The 21,694-nt window shown below is 62.0% G+C and carries 2 protein-coding genes (1 of these 2 running past the window's edge); both read right to left on the reverse strand.

Translation table 11 applies throughout. The features are described from left to right. Positions 1–132 precede the first annotated feature (132 nt). Complete coding sequence (locus DYST_RS01585; RefSeq protein WP_239949536.1) at positions 133–21,378, reverse strand: Ig-like domain-containing protein; 21,246 nt, start codon at positions 21,376–21,378, stop codon at positions 133–135. Continuing rightward, positions 21,299–21,694 carry the final stretch of a CARDB domain-containing protein gene (locus DYST_RS01590; protein ID WP_239949537.1) on the reverse strand. It continues 15,555 nt past the right edge of the window, so 396 of the gene's 15,951 nt are visible here — the last part of the coding sequence; its start codon lies off the right edge, out of view; its stop codon occupies positions 21,299–21,301. The genes DYST_RS01585 and DYST_RS01590 overlap by 80 nt, the downstream gene beginning before the upstream one ends.

The following is a 21,694-nucleotide window of genomic DNA, read 5'->3' on the forward strand; positions in this document are numbered from 1 at the left end:
GGAAAAGCAACAACGGTCGCATGATATTTCTTGCTTCATATACTTCAATCAAGTTCAATCTTGGAACGAGATTCACCAAACGCAACAGCGGCGCGATCAAGAGATCCTTGGTCGCGCCGCTGCCGCCCCATCTCACAACCTTACAATCAAACCGCTCTGCTTGCCCAAGTCAGCCACCCCAAGCAGCGGCTCGTCCAGCAGCGTGTTCCACCATTCACTGCTCGCGACATCTGTTGCGCCGACATCGGCATGGCTGCCGCTCCAGTTCAGCTGTGGCAAGAGATGTTTTTCGTTGGCGTTCTCGTGCTGGCCTCGCTTGACGATGATGTAGCCACCATCCTGATCATCATTGTCATCGCTTGCTCCCGCTGAGACCAAGATGGTGCAACTGTTCCAGCCGTCTCCGCAGCCGTCATCATCGTCCCGGCGAACATCCAGCGTGACCACGGCGGTGGTGCTGTAGGTGCCATCCGTGACGGTATAGGTGAACGTATCAACGCCAGTGAAGTGGCGGTTTGGTGTGTAGATGTAGACGCCATTGTCCTTGCGGGTCAGCTGGCCGTGGCCCGGCGCATTGATACTGATTGCATGCGTCGCCTCGGTGCTTTCGTTCGGATCGTCCACCAAGCAACGCAGATCGATTCGGACGCTACCATCTTCGTCCACACGGAACTGGGCGTTCTGGGCCGTCGGCACCGGTACGACCTTGATGTGGATCGTGGCGATGTTCGAGCTGGCTTCGCTGTCAGTGACGTAGTAGCTGAAACTGTCGTCGCCGTACCACTCGTCCTGCGGCACATAGGTAAAGCTGCCGTCGTCGTTTCGGTGCAGGCAGCCATGGCAGGGACCGTTGACGATATGTGCCGTGAGTGCCTGGCCATCCGGATCGCTGGTATCGGCCAGGATGTCGATGCGCGAAGGCGTTTCCGAAGGCACGTTGACGTTGGCATTGTTGGCGACAGGCGGACGCTTCGGCGGCAGCACGGTGACGGTGACCGTCGCTGGTCTGGAATCGAGTTCGCCATCGCTTAGCACGTAGGTAAAGGTGTCGGTGCCGATGAAGCCGGCGTTTGCGACATAGATCCAGCGACCATCATCGTCCTGCTCCAGCTTGCCATGTTGCGGCTGGGTGGCGATCTTGGCGTACAGCCCGTCATCGCCGCAGTTGCCGTCATCATTGTCGGGCACCAGAGGAACGGTGACGCACTTGCCGGTGCGCACGCTGACGCCTTCATCCTTCGCCACGGGGCGCGGATCGACATCGATGTATACCGCCGCCATGTTCGAGTCGTACTGCGTGTCGTTGGAGACGAAGACAAAGCTATCGTTACCGATGAATCCCGCATTCGGCGTGTAGTTGTACGTACCGTCCGTGTTCAGCGACAAGTTGCCGTGGCGCGGGCCACGCACGATGCGCAAGGTCAGCGGGTCACCATCCGGATCCCAGGTGTCCTTCATGAGGTCGATCTGCTGCGACTCGTTTTCCGCCACGTAGAGTTGCTGCCCGCACGCCTCTGGCGGGCGATTGCGCGGCTTGACGTCGATGGTGGCGGTGGCGGTGTCGGAGTTGGCCTGGCCATCACTAGCGACGAAACTGAAGCTGTCGCTGCCCACGTAGCACGGGTTCGGACGATAGGTATAGGTTCCGTCCGCATTGAGGATCAGGTCGCCGTGCTGTGGCGCGCTGACGATGCGGAAACTGAGCGTGGTGCCGGGCAGCGTCGTGGTGTCGTCCGACAGGCTCAGCGTGCGCGTCCAGTTGTTGTGCAGCCAGAAGCTGAAGTTGCTGACCGTCGGCGGTACCACGGCGACATTCAGGCTGACCGTGGCGGCGTTGGAATCCAGCTGGCCGTCGTTTGCCACGTAGGTGAAGCTGTCGCTGCCGTAGTACAGGTTGGTCGGCTTGTAGCTGAACGTGCCATCTGCATTCTGCGTCACGGTGCCGTGCTGCGGGCCCGTGATGATGCGATAGCTCAGCGGGTCGCCGTCTACGTCGTTGGTCGAGGTGCGGAAATCAACGCCGACGCTACCGTCCTCAAGCAGGTTCAGCGACTGAGCCGCGGCGGTCGGTGCGTGGTTCACGTGCGCGACGGACAGGCTCACGGTGGATACGTTGGAGTCCAGCTGCCCATCGTTGGCGACGTAGGTAAAGCTGTCGTTGCCGTAGAACAGATAGCCCGGCGTATAGGTGAAGCTGCCGTCGGCGTTCCGGGTCAGGGTGCCATGTTGCGGGCCGTTGACGATGCGGAAAGTCAGTGGATCACCGTCGACATCGTTGGAGGATGTCGACAGGTTGACCTGGACGTTGCCATCCTCAAGCAGGTTCAGCGACTCGCCGGTGGTGGTGGGCGCATGGTTCACGTGCGTGACGGACAGGCTCACGGTGGATACATTGGAGTCCAGCTGTCCATCATTGGCGACGTAGCTGAAGCTGTCGCTACCGTAGAATAGGTAGCCCGGCGTATAGGTGAACGTGCCGTCGGCATTCTGGGTCAGCGTGCCATGCTGCGGACCGCTGACGATGCGGAAAGTCAGCGGATCGCCGTCGGCATCATTGGCAGATGTCGACAGGTTCACCTGGAGGTTGCCATCCTCGAGCAGGTTCAGCGTCTCGCCCGTCGTGGTCGGTGCATGGTTGACGTGAGCGATACTCAGGTTAATCGTTGCCGTATTGGACTGCGAGGCACCGTTGTCGAGCAGGTAGGTGAAGCTGTCATTGCCATAGAACGGATAACCCGGCGTATAGGTAAACGTACCGTCGGGGTTGAGGGTGACCGTGCCATGGGCAGGTCCCGTCACCAGCTTCGGCGTGGCACCGAAGACATCCGTATCGTTGGCGAGCACATTGCCGGATACCGTGCCATCCTCCAGCCCGCTGAACGAAGCATCGTTCGCATGCGGCACCGCGAAGGTAGCGACATCGCTGACCGTGACATGGCTTCCCGATGACTCGAAGCCAATCAGGTCGAAGGACAGGTTCACCGCCGTACCGGTGGGCACGTTGCGCAGGTCGAGGATGTACGTGCGGCTGCCATCGGCGTTATTGACGACTGTGATGCCTTGCGCCAGGTGTGAGCTGCCATCGCCCTGCAGGTTGAACAGGGCATCGGTCTGGCTCAGGTCGAGCGCACCGGCCAACGAAGCGCCGGTGGAGGCGTTGAGCAGAGCGACCTGGAACGCATCTTCAGGACGATCCCCAAGGTCTTGCAGCGCGACGTTGCTGAGCGTGAAGCGCAGGAAGCGATCGTTGCTGCCAAGTGTGAAGGCTTGACTAAGACGCGTCTGGCTGCTTGAGCCTTCGCTGAGTGTGGCGCCGTTCTGATCAATCTGCACTGGTCCTTGCATCGACCAGCCAACGCTGTTGCCAAAGCTCCCGTTGGTCAAAGAGGGGTTCGTGACCAGCAAATCCTGTGATTTAAGTCGCGCGCTGTTCAGATCCGGATCCGTCGCGCCTCCGTGGGTGCTAATGGCGTCGATTGTCGCGGGGGTACCCGTCGAAGGAAGGTCGCTTGAGGCCTCCGCAGTGCTGGTGACGACACCGCTACCGTTCAATTGAGCGACAAGCTTGGCCATAAGGGCGAGTTCTGACGGCGACGGAAGTCGGCGCTCGCCTAGCTGAAGTTCAGGCCCCATGAAGTCGCTGTTGTCGGAGCTGTGTTCGAAGCCCAGGGCGTGACCGTACTCGTGCAGAAGCACAGACAGTAAGTCCATTTCACCAGATGCGGCTGTGCCTGGCTTGGCCATCCAGACGTCCGGATCAGAGGTGGGAAGGAAATAGGCCGAAGTATCCGCGAGGTTTTCATCAGTGAACCAGCCATGGCCAGCAGCACTGGTATCCAGAGTAATGGTCGTCGCCGTTCCGTTCGTACTTTCCTGCCCAACTGCCGCCCCGCCAAGATCGCCAAACTGGACTTGGGTGCTGGGCAGTGAAATCCCCGCCTCGACCAGCTTGATCGATGGTGGAGCAACAGTGTCAAGCGCCGCCTGGCCACTTACAGCACCATCGACATCAGCCAACAAATGAGCGTCGTTGCCACCGATGGCTACCGGCGCCAGGCTCACGGTAAAGCCGAACTTCTGTTGATAACCAGCTGCTCCTTCTGCGGACAAGCCAAGCGATGCCATGACCGCACGAATGTCTTCAAATGGGTTGCCACCTGTAAGCTCGCTAGTGACATTCTGAGTGTAATTGTTCCAGCGATCAGGCCATGCAGCGTCTCCTATCTTCTTGCTGATGTTGTTGAAATTGGCTTGGTCGGATTGTGGTGCAGGATTTGTCCACGTAAGGGCATCTGCCGACGCGTTGATGTTGTTTATCTGCCAGAACCAGCTACCTGCCAGTGCAGACAACATGCGCCCGTTCGCGGAATTTTCCGAGATCAACTCGGGATTTGCCAGCAAGGTTTGCGCCACGGTCTTGCCGCTGGCAGGAGTCACCAGGCTCGGGTAGTTCGCCTGAATATAATCAGCAAATTTAGCGTAGGTCGCCTCATGGGTAAGTTGGAGCACGCCTCGGCCTACCCATAGGTGGGCCGTATGTTGCGCGTACGTGCCGTCTCCCTGAAGACCGTTGCCAACATCTTCGGAGTAGATCCAGTCATAGAAGACGTTGTATCGCTCTTCTTGAACTGAGTTTCCATTGACCTGTTCCGTAATCTGACCTGTCCATTCCCCGGCCGTGGTCAGATAGATGTTGCCCTGGCCCGGAGCATAGACCACCTTGTGGTGTTCTTTGCCGTCCGGGGTCGTCCAGAACTGGACCTGAAAGTCGTCCCAGGTGACGTTGTCGAGGTTGTGCGATTTGAGTTCGTTGCTTACGAAGTCTTTGACGTTCAAAAAGCGAGCTTTGATCTCAGCGATGATCTTGTCATGGGCGCTCAGATTGGATTCGTTGCCTGGCGTGTTCAGGTTGTACGTGGTACTTCCGTTGTTGTTGAACGGTTTGACGAACAGATTCAGAACGGTAAGGAGCTGGTAACGGGAGCTGACATCCTCCTTCATGGCCTGCAGGCCACCGGTTTCCACTTTGGCTTCAGCCAGGAATGCCGCGATCCGCTCAGGCGTGGTTATGTTGGCGGTCGTCGATGGCGTCGTTATGTTGGCCGCTGTCAATGCCGCTTGCAGCGGCGCAACCCACTGCGAATAGTCCACATTGGCCGACGAGCCCATGAGGCTTGCTAAGGAATCGCCGGTGAGCGCAGCTCCAACGGGCGTGGCCGTGCCTCCCGCCAGGATGTTGTTGCTGATCATCTCGTTGTTTTGGGTGCCACCACCAAACAGGGCCTGCTTGGCACCAGCGTTCTGCAGCTGGATCTGATTCCAGTATCCATCTAGCTGCGTGGCCGAGTAGACAGCCAGGAAATCATTAAAGGCCAGGTTCTGTTGATTCGCACCCTGTGAGTTGTTGGCCGGGGCTTGCGTGTTGTCGTTCGTGGGATCGGAGAGCAGGCCGGCCAGTTGGTTGGCATTGGCGAGACTCCATGTCTTGTTGTCATACGCACCCTGATTGGGGATGGAGCTACTGCCTGACGTCCCGGCAGTAGGCAGCAAGCCAAGGACAATGTCGCCGCCATCAACACCCGCCTGGTTGTTGGCACTCACATATTGGGTGTTGATGCCAAGGTTGAGACGGTTGCCAAGGTCATTGGTGCCGGAGAACAGCAGGGTGTCCTTGTACGTGCCGTCCGTCTTTTTGTTGTTCTGTTGACTGACCAGCATCAGGTCGTGGACCCAGCTGGTGCCTTGCATCGAGACATTTTGGCCAGGCGGCACAGCCCAGCCGGTCAGTGCTGTGTTCGCGCCGATGGCGTAGGTCATCCAATGTGGGGCGTTATAGGCGTTGAGCCAACTCAGCCAGTCATTGTTGCTGTTCTGACCGACCGATATGGGAGTAGGTGGCACTGCCGGTGTGGCCGGGTGCTTCTTGCTTTTCGCGGTTGCCGGCCTGGATCCATTGTCATCTTTGGTTTTGCCGTCGACGATCTCGCCGAACTGGCGGAGATCGGCAGCCAGTTTTGAATCAAATGTGCCATTGACGGTAATTTCCCCAGCTCCGTTGATTGTGCTGGGATCGGCATTACCGTAGCCCAGGTAACGCAAACGCTGCTGTATGCGATAGACGTCCAGCACGTCGTTTGTTTGTCCTGTGCCCACGCTGCCTCTGAGCTGGAACGAGCTATAGCCAGGATCAGCCAAGGGCCTGTCGCCCATAAGGGCACTGGCTGCTTGCGCATAGTCCTTGGCACTCACGTCTGCCTTGCACTTATTTGGAATGTTGCTGGTAGCCGCGTTCACGCCATCCAGGTAGGTGAACTCAAACTCAGGCACGGATTTCTGATCCAGTGTTTGTCCGGATCGGAGCTTGGCTTCGTCGGCCTCGCTGATCTGAGGCACGAAGTACAAAATGCCCGAGTTTGCGAAGCTATCGTTCATCGTAGACATGGAGGGATCGCCACTGGTCATGTCGAATCCGCGCGAAAGCGGCGTATTCGGGTCGCCAGCCACCGTCAGCAGCTTCATGCCCATGGAGGACGCCAGCTGCTGAGCTTCACCGGCGGACAGCGTGAAGCCCGTCAGCTGCTGCATGCGCGCGTAGATGGTATTTCGATCATTGACTGAAAGCTGAGCCCAGGCGGCGCCGTAGGCCGTCTGACTGATCTTTCCATCCTTCAGCAGAAGCTGTCTCGCAACGAGTTCGCGTAGATCCACGCCGACGACATCGCCCATATTGCCGACGACCGAAACGGTCATGATGTCATTGTCGAAGTACGACCCAATCGGCGCCGCTGTTTGGTCGCTGATCAGTTGCTCTGCGTTGCTTGGCAAGCTGATGTGGTTGCTCAGGTCCGCGTTATTGGCTAAGGCGGCGCTGATCAGCGCATCCACATTCCACGCATGGGCCTGACTTGGCTGCTGCGTCATGTCGAACGGTGTCTGATACCGTCCGGCCAACTGTCCGATCAACACCTTGCCGTCCGGAGAGAGGGCAAGGTTTTCGATGCCGTAACCGGACAACGGGAGGGTGGCTTCCAGATACTGGGGAGTGCCCAGCAGGCCGAACGGATCCTTGATAATGCCCAGCTTGCCGCCGACATTGACCTTCTTCGCATCGGCCGAGCCACCGATCGCGGTAGGCGGAGCGCCAGGCAACAGGAACTCATAGTCCGGAGGCGTGAACATGGCCTCGTAGTAAGGGTCGAGATAATTGAGGTTGTCGTCGGACACGATGGCGTATTCCACGCCACCCACGGTTACCAGTACGGCACTTTGCGCGCGCTGGATATTGAGTCGATCGACGTTGATATCCTGGTTCGGCTGCGACAGGTCAAGGCTCTTCATCACAGCGGAGACGACGTTGCCCTTGCTGTCCCGAGTGAGAGTGAGCGTAGCAAGACCTCTGTCGTAGTCGTGGACGTCGGAAACCAGATAGCGGTTCGGGTCCTGGGTCGCGGAGATGGTGAGTGGCGTCTTGCCACTGATGCCGTCATCCGGCAGCTGCGCAATCACTGGAGCGGCGATCGTGCCGGTAGTCATGTCGAGCGTGGAAAGGTCGAAAACAAGTACGTTGCCGCGCTGGGTTGTGTTACCCAGGGCGAGCGTACTGGCCTCGACAGGCAGGCTGACGATCAGCGTATGGTCGTCCGGGCCGATGGTCATACCACCGATGCCGTTTGCTGCCTTGGCGACATCGCTACTTTGAATCGCGACGAACTGGCCGAAATTGCTGCTCCCCGGCGCGATGTTCATCGCCAGCAACTGACCGTGGGGGCCACTCTCACCAATCATCAGGAGATCGCCGACGGTTGCAAGACTGGTGATGTCCTGACCATCAGGCAGTGTGATCGTATTGATCAGCTTTACGGTGAGCGGATCAATCTCATAGATCACGCCGCGACCACCGACGAAGATGCGCGTGTTGTCGGCGGTAAACACCACTGGCTGCACTTTGCTGCCGTACTGATATGTGCCGCCCAGGTCGTTGGAGCTGCCAAGGATGTCCGCCAGGGCCACGCTGCCTACGGTCTGGTCCTCGCGCAGCAGCGTGAGGCCCGTCCGAGTCAGTACGGCAGCCATGTCCGGCAGCGGCTTCAGCGGCACTTGATTACCGGTGAATTCGAGCGGCTGGTCGCCATTGCTCATTTCACCAGAACCGGTGAATTCACCCATAGAAATTTGCCGCACCAACTCCCATTTCACGGTGCCGATGGCGACCTGGGCAGGCGGAGTCACCGTGATGGTGCTTCCATCGGCTAGTGCGCCATCGACAGTCTGCACATCCACGGTCGAGCCATCGGCCTGGACCATGCGGACAACGATCTTGCCGGTGAACTGACCAGGATTGGCATTGCCAACAGTGAGCTGGATGTTGCCATCGTCAGTGATGGATGCGTTCTGGATGGTGGGCACCACCACGTTGCCCCAAGGCGTCGCCGTGGGCGGCAGGACGCTCGCAAGGGACGTTTCAAGCTGCTGGGTGTCGAGGTTCTGGCCGGCGGAATAGCTGGGCAGTGTGAAGTTGGCAAACTGAGGCACGCCGAAGTGGTAGCTGCCAGCCGAGAGACTGGTGGCTTCGGTAGCAAGTATCGACAACACATCCGAGGCGATGGTGGCGCCACTCAAGCCGCCACTCACGCTGATGCCCAGGCCGCCGAGCGTCATCCAGTCACCTGCATCGAGCCCGAAGCTGTAGGGCGGCACGCTGCCCGGAACCACTTTGCAAACCAGATACTGGCCTGAACTATCGAGACCGGCCCATGGCGGACTGGCCGTGCGCGCGATGCCATCCGTCCCGACATAGCCGTTGTCGACGAGCCACCAAGTGTTCTGAACGCCGTTGGGTGTCATCACGGTGCCGCGACGCAAGAAGATCACTTCGTCGCCCGCGTTTGCCGTGCCTTGCAGCGGTATGGCCAACTGCAAGCGCGACGTGCTGACCGTACTGCCCATGTCCAGGCTGAATGCCCCGACAGAAGTGAGTGCAGCCCCCGTGGGTGCGGTCATGCCAGTGACGCTCGCCAGTTGCGCCAGATCGATGCGCTGGATCGCAACCTGCGTGTCCTGCGGCAAAGTGCCCGCGCCGATCATCACCGTTTCGCCGGTGCCCGCGCTGATCACTGCGCCCTGTCCCTGGTTGACCTCGATGCCCTGCACGGCATTCGTGGCGGGATCGGTGGTCTCCACCTGCGGGGCTGTGACGTTCAGCGTGATATCGCTCTGGCCGATCGCCTGCATCCCGAGAGTGCCGCTGGCATTTACCTGGCCTTGCAGGCGCAGGACGCTGATGGTGACGCTGCCGGACTTGACGGCAGTGATCACACCGTTAGCGTCGACCGTAGCGATGCTGGCGTCACTGGAGACGTAGCGAACCGTGGTGGGGTACGCGGCGTTGATCGCACTGGCCTGGCCGGTGGTATCAACCACTTCAATCTGGCGCGTGCTTCCCGGCGCGAGACTGAGTGAGCCGGGATAGACGGCCGTCTGTACCGGCGGTGGTGGCGCGCTGCCATCGACCGGGACGACGTTGAGCGCTTGGACGGCGCGCACGGTCTCGCCCGTCGCGTCGGTGTGGCTAACGTCAAGCAGCGCAGGGCCGGCGCCATGGCAGAGCAGTTCGCTTTGCGTCGGATCAAGGCTGACCGATGCCGCGCCAACCATGCCGATGCCGCTCAGGTCATCGAGGGAGATAGTGAGGTAGCCCGGCTCAGCGATGACGCCTTGCTCATCCGCAAAGTCCAGAATGGCCTGGATGGGCGCGGCCTGGCCCGGGCTGAGATTGCCTACCGGCTGCAGATGAATGGCCGTCAGCTTCGCTGCGCTCACATTGACGTTGAGCGTAATCGGCGCGCTGGCCGCATAGCCATCATCCGCCAGTACTGTGACGGTGGCTGCACCGCTATAGCCGGCGGTCGGCGTAAAGATTACCGACTTGCCGTCGCTGCTCAGCGTGGCCGTGCCATTTGTGACACCGGTGATGCGCCAGTAGATCGCGTCACCGTTGTAATCGGTGGCCACTTGATCTAGCGGAATCGTGGTGCTCAGGCCTACGTGCGTCAGTGTGGTCGGCAGGTTGGCTGTTGCCTGCGGCGGCAGGGCGGCCTGGAAGCCGTAGTTGGCATAGAGGATTTCGCGATCGGTCTGATCGACTACGCCATCGCCGTTGATATCGCCGGCCAGATTCTTGCTGGCGATATCCTGGTCGAGTGTCGCGGCATCGTTGCCGTCGACCTTGCCGTCATGGCTGAGATCACCAGCAATGGACACACTGATGCTGGCCGTGCCGGTGCCGCTGATATGCAGCAGCTTCATGCCGGCATCAGTGACGCGCACAAGGATCGTGTGCACGCCGTTGTAGACCGTGTCGCCAAGCACGTCGCCGCCTACCACCTGTAGCGTGGTGCCGGGATCGCTGAAGCTGGCACTGATCGCGACGATCAGTGCGCCACTGCTGCCAGGTACCTTGATAGTCGAGGCAAGCTCGCTGTCGCGGACGGTGAAGGCGAGGCTGGTGGTTTGGTTGGCTTGCAGCGAGCCGCTCCACTGATTGGCCGTGCTGTTGCCCATCCAGTTGGCGGAAGTGCCGAGGTTGGCGGTGATCGTGTCGGTCAGCAGCGCGCCCTGGCCATCGTAGCCATAAGGCGTACCCATGCCGCTGCTGTCGAGCGCGCGGGCGAGCACCAGATGGCCCTGGCTGTCGTAGGCGTACACCATGCTGCGCGCGTTGCCGTTGGCATCGAGCGGGCCGCCGATGCGCACGATGTTGCCACTGGTGTTGCGCAGGATGTCGATGCGGTCGCTCGCGCTGCCGCCAACCAGTGCAATGCCGGCATCGGAAACGAGCCACTGCTTGCCATCAGTGAACATAACGCCGGTGATCTTGCCGGTGGCGTCGAGGTTGTACTGCGTGCCATCGGGCGCGGTGAGCACATAGCCATCGGGCACCCACGGCAACCCGGTGGTTTCATCGTACAGATGGCCACCCTGGCGCTGCAGCGCCGTGCCGTTGGTGGCTTGTAGCTGCCAACCCTGACTGCTGCCGAAGTCGGCGTTGTAGCTCAGCGGTGCGTTGGCGCTGCCCAGCATGGCCACGCCGTCCGCACCCAGAGTGAAGCTCAGATTCTGCAGCGCCGCATTGGCGTCACCAAGATTGGCGGGGATCGACAACCACACGCGTGAATCCACGGTCCAGGGCGCGATCGCACCGGAAGTGGTGGACGCCGGCTGATCGGTGGTGAGTCCCGCGTCGAAGCCCGCGATGCTCCAGTTGCCAAACGCAAGGCCGCTGCCACCGACAAAGCTGCGGTTGACCGTGAACGCATGACCGCCAAGCAGGTAGGTGACGTCGGCCACGCTGTTCTGGCCGAAGTTCTTCTGCGCGGAGTTGATGACCACGCGCGCATCCACTTCGGAGGTGCGGCCCTGCAAATCCCATGCAGTAAGACGCAGCTGATAGACACCATTCGCGAACGCTGTCGGATCAAGCGAGGCGAGGTTGACCGCCTGGCTGATGTTGCCGGCGTTGTAGCTCTGCTGGCCCAAATTCTGCCAGGTGCTGCTACCGACCGGGGCGACCTGCAGGCTGTAGCCCATCAGCTGCAGCTCCTGCAGGTTGGCCTGCAGCGAGGTCAGCGCATCGATCTCAACCGGCTTGCTGCTCAAGGTCGCACCAGCAAGCACGCCGCTCCACGTAACCACAGGGGCGAGCGCGGCGGGGTCCTTGATCAGAAGGTAGCTGTCCTGCGTGGCGCTGAAGCCATCGGCATCGGTGGCGACGACGCGCACGTCGATCGTACCCGGCTGCGTGGCCTGCAGATGGACGCGTCCGCTGCTGTCCAGCGTCACGGTCTGCCACTGGTTCGAACCCAGGCCGGTACCGCGCACCTGCACGGCCACGCTGGCGATCGGGCTGAAGCTGCTCGTACGCACGGTCACCATGATGTCCTGGCCGGGCAGGGCAGGCGTGCTTGGCACGCTGTCGATCAGCACCTGTGGCGCATTGGCTGCCGCGTCGGCCACCACACGTACGGTGAAGCTGTGCTGCACGACATTGCCGTGACCGTCATCGACATTCGCCATGATCACGAAGTCGCCCACCTGGCCGGGACCGGGCGTCCAGTTCAGGCGCTGGTTCGCTGCATCGTAGGTCGCGCCCTGCGGCAGATTGGTGAAGCTCACCGTGAGCCCCTGAGTCAGCGCACCGCCATCCGGGTCGCTGGCATAGATGCCCTGGTGCGTGTCGGTACCACCCAGCTGGATCGGCAGACTCAGGGACTGGCCGACCACCACGGCATGGCTGCTGGCATCGAGCGTCGGCGCGCGATACACGCCGATGACGCGGACCTGCACCGTTTGCGTGCTGGTGAGCGTGCCGTCCGTCACCTGGAAGTGGAAGGTGAAATCGCTGGTGTTCGCGATGGCCTTGTTCACCGTGCCATAGGCCGGCGTCCATTCGAACGTACCGGTGCCTGGGTCGAAGGCCACGCCGAGAGGCGTGTTGGCGTCGTAGACCAGGCTCAGGTGCACCGGCTTGCCGCTGGCATCCACGCTGTGCAGTCCGAACGACAACGTGTTGCCTTCGTCCACCAACTGCATGGGCAGCGGCACGATCTGCGGCGCTTGCGCCACGGCGGCCACTTGCACTTGGATCGTGCGTGTAAAGCTCATCGCACCGTCGCTGCCGGTCACCGTGAAGGTGTAGATGCCCTTGTTGTTGGTGCCGCCGGTGGCGGCGAACAGGTCCGGCGTCCAGTTCAACGTGGCCTGGTTGCCGTTGCCTGCTGCCGGTACGCTTAGCGTCATGCCTTGCGGTAGGCCGGTTGCCGTCCAGTTGATCAGATGGCCAGCCGAATCGTTGGCGTAAAGGTTCAACGCCAGCGGGTTGCCTTCATTGGTGTTGAGCATCACCGGCGTGGCGGCATCGCCCGTGTCATTCACGGCCGTGCCATTGAGCTGCAGACCAAGCAGTTGCGGCGGCGTATCGCTCGTCACCACCACCACGTGAATGGTGTGCGTCACCACGTTCGGCACCGGATTGGCCGGGTTGACGTAGCCCTGGTTCTGCGGCGGCAAGCCGCTGTCGGTGACGGTGATGGTGATGTCGTGCGGACCGATGTCGGCGGCCGTCGGCGTCCAGTTCAGCAGTGCCTGGCCGTACTGCGTGCCCAGCGTCAGCGTGGCGCCGGCTGGCAGGCCGCTGCTGCTCAGGTGCAGGCCATCCTGGTCCATGTCGCTGATGGAGAACGGCAGGCTCAGCGGCTGGCCGATCACCGCCACGATCTGTTGCGGCAGGTTGAATACCGGCGGCTCGGTCAAGCTGGTGGCCGTGACTACGAAACGCTGTGCGGCAGCCACGCCGGTCACCGTGTTCTGCGCCACCACCGTGAGCGTGTAGTCGCCGCGGTCGTTGTCGCCCGGTGCCAGATGGATGGTGCCGGTGATATGGCCATCTGCGGTCGGCGCGTTCTGCGCGAAGGTTGCGAAGCGTGGCAAGCCGTCGATGGTCACCTGTAGGTTGTCACCTGCACCCGCCGCAATGCTCACCGGAATATCCAGCGTGCCACCCTTGGCGATGGTGGCGTCGGCGATCGGCGCAATGGTGGGCGGCAGGTTTACCTGCACCACGGTGATCGGGATGGTCACCGTGCTCGTCATCGGCGTGCCATCAGCGTTCTTGCTGGCGACCACGGTGACTTTGTAGAGGCCCGCCTGGTTGTAGCCGGGCGTCCAGTTGATCTGCAACGTGTCGGGATCGAAGGTGGCGCCCTGCGGCAGGCCGGTCACCGTGTAGGTCACGGTCGCCGGCACCGCGCCGCCGTTCTCATCGACAGGCGGCGCGTTCGGCGCAAGACGTTCTTCGGGTGCAAATAGCGGATTGTTAGGGTCGAAGGCGAACACGCTGATGCTCAGCGGCTGGCCTTCCAGCGTGGTCCATGGCTGGCCCAGGTTGCTGTCGAACTGCAATGCGCCGTTCGCATGCAGCACGTTGAACGCAACCGTCTGCTGCACGCTGGTCTGCTGCGTGCTGCCATCGGGATTGGTGTACGTGGCAGTAAGCGTCACCGCCACGTTGACCGCGCCCAGCACATCGTAGTCCGGCGTCCAGCTCAGCCAGCCGGTGCCGCTGTTGAGCGTCATGTCGGCCGGCAGGTAGGCCGCGCTGTAGCTCAGCTTCACCGCGGTGCCGTCGGCACGCTTCAGGCCGCCCGGCACGGTTCCGGAAAGCTGCAGGCCAAGCGTGTCGCCCTCGCGTACCGTCTGCGGCTGCACCGGTGCGAGCACCGGCTGCGCCCACACGGTATTGACCACGATATCGAAGCTTTCGCTGGTGGTGATCTTGCCGTCGGTGACGCTGACCGTGACGTTCCGATACGTGCCGGCCTGATCATAAGTCGGCGTCCAGTTGAGCGTACCCGTACGGGCATCGAACGAGGCGCCGGGCGGCAGGTTGCTCATGCTGAAGGTAAGCGGATCGCCGTCGGCATCGGAGGCGATGATCGGCAGTGACCAGGCCTGGCCTTCATTGATCGTGACGTCTTCTTGTGGAGCCAGCACCGGGTCGTTGTTGCCATTGCTCACCGGTATATGCAGCGTGCGCAGCGAGACGCCGCCATGGCCATCCTGCACGCGCAGAACGATCAGTGTGTCGGCTTCGGCGGATGCGTTCGGCGTCCAGCTCAACGTGGCTGTGCCGTGGTAGTACCCATTGTCATCGGTGGTGTAACCGGGCGTAGGCGTTAGCGTCAGCCCCTTTGGTGCCTGCACGACTTGCCAGTAAAACGCCGTACTGGTCTGGTCGACCGCGTCCAGCTGTGCCGTCCATGCCTGGCCTATGGTCGCGGGAGTGGCGAATGTGTTGCCGCTATAGTCAATCGCGACATCGGAACCGTCGACGGCGGATGCATCACTGCCATCAGTGCTTCCGTCGGTGCTGCCGTCATCGGCGGGCGCCGGAGGAATGATGCCGATGCTGGGAGGAAGGGCGGCTGTCGGCACCGCATAGATGCCATGGCCCAGGTTGAACTTGGCCAGGTTCGCGAGGCCGCCGATACCCAGCTGGCTGGCTGGCACAACGGTAATGGTCTGGTTCGCGAGCGTGGCACCCACGGCAAGCTTGCCGTTGCTCAGCGCGCTGGTGAGATCCAGCGCCCACAGGTCGGATTGATCACCCGTCCCCTGGGTCGCGCCGGCGATGGTGTAGCCGAAGTAAGCACCCGGATCGAGCAGCAGCATCAACGGGCCATGCAGATCCTCGGTACCGATGTTGGTCACGCTGACGTCATAGCTCACCGCGCCCGTGCTGTCGTCAGCGCGGGTATTGGTGAACTGCAGTTTCACCGCGCTGCTCATGTCCAGCAGCGCCGTGAAGCTGGTGATGCTGTCCTGCCCGATGCGCAACTGCGCGGCGCTGCGCAGGTTGCCGCTGACCGTCAATTGATAGTGACCGGCCGGCAGGCCGCTGACGTCGAGATACGCAGTATGCGTGGCGGCATCCCAACGTACCGATGTCGGCGAGATCGCCTGCGCACCGGTATCGCTGGATTGCAGCACGTAGTTGGACGGATCGAGCACCGACGAACCATCAGTCAGCGCCGATTGCGGATCGCTGCCCAGCCACATGTCCTGGTCGAACTGGACTGCGATCTGGTTGAGCGGCAGTGGTACCAGCGCACCATCCGGTACGCTGGTGGCGATCACCTTCGGCGCGTGCGCCGGTGCGATCTCGTCGACGCTGCCGGTCTGCGCCACCAGGATGCGGCCGTCCGCCGTGGTGATCACGCCTTCGCCCTGCGTGCCGCCGCTGGCGACCTGCAGCACGCGACGCGATTGCAGCTCGATCATCCACACGGCCGAGCCGTGCGTGCTGTCGGTGACGCCGTTGATCTGGACGTGCTGCGGCAGGCCGCCCGTGGCGATCAGCAAGCCATCGAGCAGGGAGCCCGCCTGGCCGAACGCGATGTGGTCGACCACACCGTTGATGCTGTATTCCAGCTCCGCGCGACCCAGCGTGGGGCCGCTCATCGGGAAGCTGATGATATTCGTCGTGCCATTGGGATCGGCCGCGGTGATCTCGCTGCCGCTCCACTGCACGCCCCACAGTCGTCCATCCGGCCCGAAGGCCAGCGACGACACACGGGTGTTGCTGAAGTGCTGCCACTGCTGGGTCGGGTCGGTAACGTTAGGGTGGAACACCTCGATGCCACTGCCATCGGAGACATAGATGTCGCCGGTGCCCGGCTGGATCGCCAGGGCATGCGTCAGCGGCTGACCGCTGGGTCCCTGCATGTGACGTAGCACGGTGCCGCTGTTGGCATCGACCTGCAGCAACTCATTGCCGGTCATCACCCACAGTTGACCCAGCGAGTCCACCGCCATGTCGAGCACCGGTTGATCCAGCGTGAACAGCGGCGTCGTGCTGTGGCCGCCATCCTTGCTGTAGCGGTACACCGCATTGCGTTCCGTGCCTGCGCTGACCAGCAGCGATCCATCGGGCAACTGGACCAGCGCCATCGCGCCGATGTCGCCTTCGCTGGTGGTGAAGCCATCAGCGATGCTGCGCGTACTGAAGGGCGCCAGCACGCTGGTGAGATCGCCCGGGTTGTTGCTCGCCACATTGCCCGGCAGCAACTGTGTCGCCTGCTGGAACAGAGGATTGCTGTTGTAGGTGCGGTCCTGCGGGGCTTGTGGCGTCTGCGTGGTCTGGTCCAGCGTCGGGGTGACGCCCAATCCATCCAGCACGGCCTGCCGCGCGCCGTCATCCGGCAGCACTGCATTGGTGACATTGGCCGCTTCACGGTTGCCGGCGTTGTCGGTGGCGACGGCCAGGAACTCGTACGTGTTGCCGGCGACACCAGTGAACACGGCCTCCGTGGTGCCCGGATCGACCTGGCGCTGCCAGATCTGGAAGTCGCCGCCATTGGTGGCGACATACACGGTCACGAAGCGAATGCCGCTGGCGTCGCTCTGCGCGTTCCACTTCACGTCATAGGTGGGCGCACCCTGGGTGTTGTTGCCCAGTGAGGTGACCGTCACCGCCGTGGTCGGCGCCTTGGCATCGAGCGTGGTGGCGACGGGTGTGCTGTCGATCGGCGGAGCGCCATCGAAGAAGATGCGCGCCTGCGTGGTGATCTTCGCACCCGTGGTAGCGCTGCCCAGCGCGGCGACGGTGAAGCTGACAAAGCCACCTTGCGCGGCGCTCTGACCGCTCACTGGCGCGAGCAGGGCATTGGTGACGTTCTGCATCACCTCACCGGTGTTCGGGTCGATCGCCTGGATCAGCCAGGTGGCGATATCCGAAGCCACGTCGATGCCCGCGCTCACGCGCAGGATGTAGCCCTTGCTCGCCGTGAAATCGAAATCGGCCTGGAAGTTCGCACGGTCGGCAGGGACATGGATATTGATGTCGCCGATCTTGAGATCGCCCAGACGCAGCGAGCGCGGATCGAGGCTGGGATCGAGCTGCGTGACGATGCGGATCTGACCCACGCCTGTGGCGCCGGGATTGCTGAAGGCAAAGCTGTAGGGCAGGGGCGTCGCGGCGGGCACGTAGACCGAGCCATCACTGGCCACCGAGGTACCTTGCGGACCTTGCACGCTGATGGCCGCCTGCGTGGCGCCCTTCTGTTGCGCCACCAGTTGCAGGTACTGCGCAAGATTCAGGCTCTTGCCCGGCAGCGGGTTGAACTGCTGGTCAAGCAGGCCTTCTGAACGCAGGTATTCCAGCTCAGACTGGTTGCCGACGAAGACGCGGAAGTTCTCGAATTGCAGCGTCACGCCAGCGTTCTGGTTGAAACTCGACGGATCGGCAAGTTTAGGCACCGGCACTTCCACGCTATCGCCCTGCTGGTCGGTGCGTGTTTCGTAATGATCGATGCCGTCCTGTGCGGCATTGGGGTCACCAGCGTAGGAAGCGGTGTTGCCATACCACTGCTGTACCTTGCTGAAGAAGCCGGCAATGTCAGCCTGTGTGCGATAACTGTCGCCGCCCTTCGACAACAGGATGCTGGCCGCCAGGGTGGCATTGAGGCTGACCACCTGCGGATCGGTACTGATCGGCGGCGCCTGGTCGGCGGGTTGCAGCATGCCGGCCTGTTCCAGCGCGGCCAGATAGCCGGCTACCCACTGCGACGCATCCGCGGCGAGCACACTCAGCGCGGTGGGGGCGCTCTGGTCGGCCAGGATCGCGCTGCGCAGTTTCAGCGCGTACGTGGTCTGTTCGGCGATGAATTCGTCGCGTGTCAGCGCCGTGGCGGCACCGACGATGTTCATTTGGAACGATTCGGACAGTGCCTCCTGATCGTCGAGTGCACGCAGTTTCGGATTGTTGAATCGCGCGGTGAGACCCTGTTGGATTTTGTCCAGGTCGCTCACGCCATTGTCGAGCAGACCTTCCGCCTGCCAGTCCGGATGCGTGGCATACAGCGCCTGGCGCAGGGCGTTGAAGTCGCCGTTGAGCCATGCGGTGAGACCCGGGTAGGTCTGCAACTGGAAGGTCATGCTGACCGTGCCCTGGTCGGCCACGTCGAACGCGTAGCCCGGGGCGAGGTTGTAGCCGAAGGTGTTCTCCGTGCCGTCCAGTGAGGCCCACGGAATATCCGTGCGCGTCTGCGTGCCGGGCGTTTGACCGTAATTCTGCGTATTGGCCGGCGCGCCATCGACATTGCCGAACGGCGAGCCGCCGACATTCGAGGCGAACACCGCGTACGGCAGGTTCAGGCTGTCCAGCAAGTCCTTGTTGTAGCCCATTTCCGCCGCGCCGAAGTCGAAGCGCACGTACGGCGTATCGACATTGGTGAGGCTCTGCAGCGAGACACTGTAGGTGCCTTCGCTGCCCGGATCGAGCGTACGCGGTCCGCCGATGCCGATGGTGACATCGTCCTCGATGCCGCGCTGCACGAGGTAGCGATCCGCCTCGGTGACGCTTTGTCCATTCGGGTTGGTGACGGTGACGTCGTACAGCCCCAGCGGGAAGTTGCGCGTATCGAAGATGGCGCGGATATGTGTGGCGTCGAGCACCTGCCAACGGGACGGTTCGGCTTCGAACACGCCGGGGCGCGACAGCTTCACGATGGCGCCAGCCTGGAAGGCGGAGCCATAGATATCCAGCGTCACCCAGCGATGATCGTCATCGCTCACGCCGCCACTGTCGGGCGTAACCTGGGTAATGGACAACGGCAGCAGATCGGCACGCAGCGTCGTTGGCACGTTGGTGCCACTGCGGGAGCGCACCAGAATGTAGTAATCACCCGCCTGCGTGCTGGGGATCACCACCTGCTGATCGGCGGAGGACGCATTGCTGTAGGCGGCGTCGTAGGCAAACGTAGTGGGTACATCGCCGTAACGGATATACAGCTCGTTGTCGCCGCTGCTTTCCAGCGCATCGAGCATCACGCGTAGGGTTTGTCCCGCGGCAACGCTGACCTTGTACAACTGCACGTCGCCATTGGAGAGCGTGGTCTGCAGCGGGCTGGCGATGTTGAGCGTCGGCACCTGCGTCTGAATGGCGGCTGCGGATGCCGTCATCGTCTCCGGCGAGCCGGTTTCCTCATAGATGTCCGGCCGCACGATGATGCGCCAGCTGCCGTCCTTCAGCGGCGGCAGTTGCGCAGTCAGTGTTCCCGTATAGCCCGCATTGCTGACTACGTCCCCGCTGTGCACCACCTTGCCGAGCAGGATGTCGCCCACACTCCAGGTGTTGTCCTGCGACAGGTAGATCGCATCGGTCCAGCTGCCGGTAGCCGGATTCACCGAGTTGTTAGTGACGTTGTAGGTGACCGTGACCTGGTCGCCCACCGTTGCCGTCGGCGGCACCGTCACGGTGCCGACTACGAGGTCGGCCGGCGGCGGCGCGTTGATCAGCATCGGCTGCGCGGCGGCGGTTTCGTTGTTCTTGTCCTGACGGAACTCCAGCACATGACCATCGGGGCCACTGCCGAACACATTGGCCGGATCGGTCACCACGAACACGTAGTAGGGACCATCCAGGTCCTTCGGTGCGGTGACGGTGAACTGTCCATCGTAGCCCGCACCCGCGGCGAGGCCGCCGGTATGGCTTATGTAGCCTAGGTAGCGATCGTGCTGCAGGTCCAGCGTGCGGTCGCGTGACACGTACACCATGTCGTACCACTGACTCTGGTCGCCCGGCGTGGCACCGCCGTTGTTGTCGACGTGGTAGTTCACGGTAAAGCTCTGACCAGCCGTCACCGCCTGTGGTGCGGTGACCGTGGCCACCTGCAGATACGGCGGCGTCACTTGCACCACGTTGATCGGAATCGACGAGATGCGGCCTGCGCCGGTGCTCTCATACACGGGCACGGCACCCTGGCCGCTGCCCGTCACCACATCCAGGCCTTCGCGAATGGCGCTGGGCGTGCTGTACAGCCAGTCCTTCACCGTCGTGGTGTCGGTTTTCACCAGTACGTAGTACTTACCGCCGATCGATTGTGGAATATGGAAACTGGCGGTTTCGGTGTACGACTGGCCCGGCTGCAGATAGGCCGGCTTGCCGTCAGGGCCGATGATCGACACGGCCTGAACGCGGGCGGGGTTGTTGTAGAGCGAACCCTCGATCAGCGGATAGTCACCGGACTCCAGCGAGCCGTCCGTAGACAGGTACACACCATCGTTCCAACTGGTGGCGCGCGTGGCGCGCGTGCCGGTGTTGGTGACGGTCCAGGTGAGCGTCACCAGGTCGCCCGAGTCCGGCGTAGCGTTGGAGATGCTGACATTCTGGATCTGCAGGTCAGGCTCGCGGTACGTGATGTTCAGCGAGCCGCTGCCGATACGTCCGGCTGTATTGCCACCTTCGTACGCGTGGTAGGCGTAGTAGTTCAGTTCATTACTGTTGGTGCCGCCGCTCATGTCGTCGGTGTGCGGCGCTGTCTTGGGCGCGGGGCCGTTCAGTCCACCGTTGCTGGAGTAATCGCTATCGGCGATCACGTAGATGTAGTAGGTGCCATCGGTACCCGGCGGCAACTGCACGTTGGCTGTCGCGGTATAGCTGCCGCCCGCGGCGAGACCGCTGGTGTTGTAGTGAGCAAACGCACCCAGGGCCGTGGCGCGGGAGGGAATGAACGTGGGGTCGGTGCTGATGTACACCGAATCCACCCAGCCGGTGCTGCCCGGCCACACTGTCTGACCGTTGTTGGTTACCGTCCAGCTGATCTGCGTAGTCTCGCCGGAGTAGTTCTGCGGCTGGCACTGCACGGCGGTGACCTGCAGGTTCGCCGGATGCGCGACCACCGTGCTGGCCACGGCCTTGCTGCGCATGACCTGGGCTTCGGGCGCATGCGTCCAGGCATCGCCGTCAGTCCGCACGATCACGTAGAGGCCGGTGATGTCCGGCGCTGAGTTGTACGGTCTGGTTGACGGTGTAGCTCTGGCCATTGTTGAGCGTGCTGCTCTGGTTGTAGTCGCCCAGCTTCCAGATGTTCCTGGCTTTGGTGAGGTCCGGGTTGTCAGCGACATAGACACTGTCGATCCAATTGCCGGTGAAGGCATCGCCCTGGTTCTGAACGGTGTAGCTGAAGCTGAAGTTGCCGCCGGCATCGGTGCTCGTCGGCGCCGTCACTTGAGTCACTTCCAGGTCGGGCGGAGTAACGCCCAGCACACTGATCGCGCGTCCCTTGTAGTTGTCGTTGTTGATCTGGGTGGCGTCGTCCGTATTGGTGTTGGACGCCAGCTCGTTCTGCAGGATGGTGCC

The sequence above is a fragment of the Dyella terrae genome (genome assembly GCF_022394535.1).
In the GTDB taxonomy this organism is placed as follows: Bacteria; Pseudomonadota; Gammaproteobacteria; order Xanthomonadales; family Rhodanobacteraceae; genus Dyella.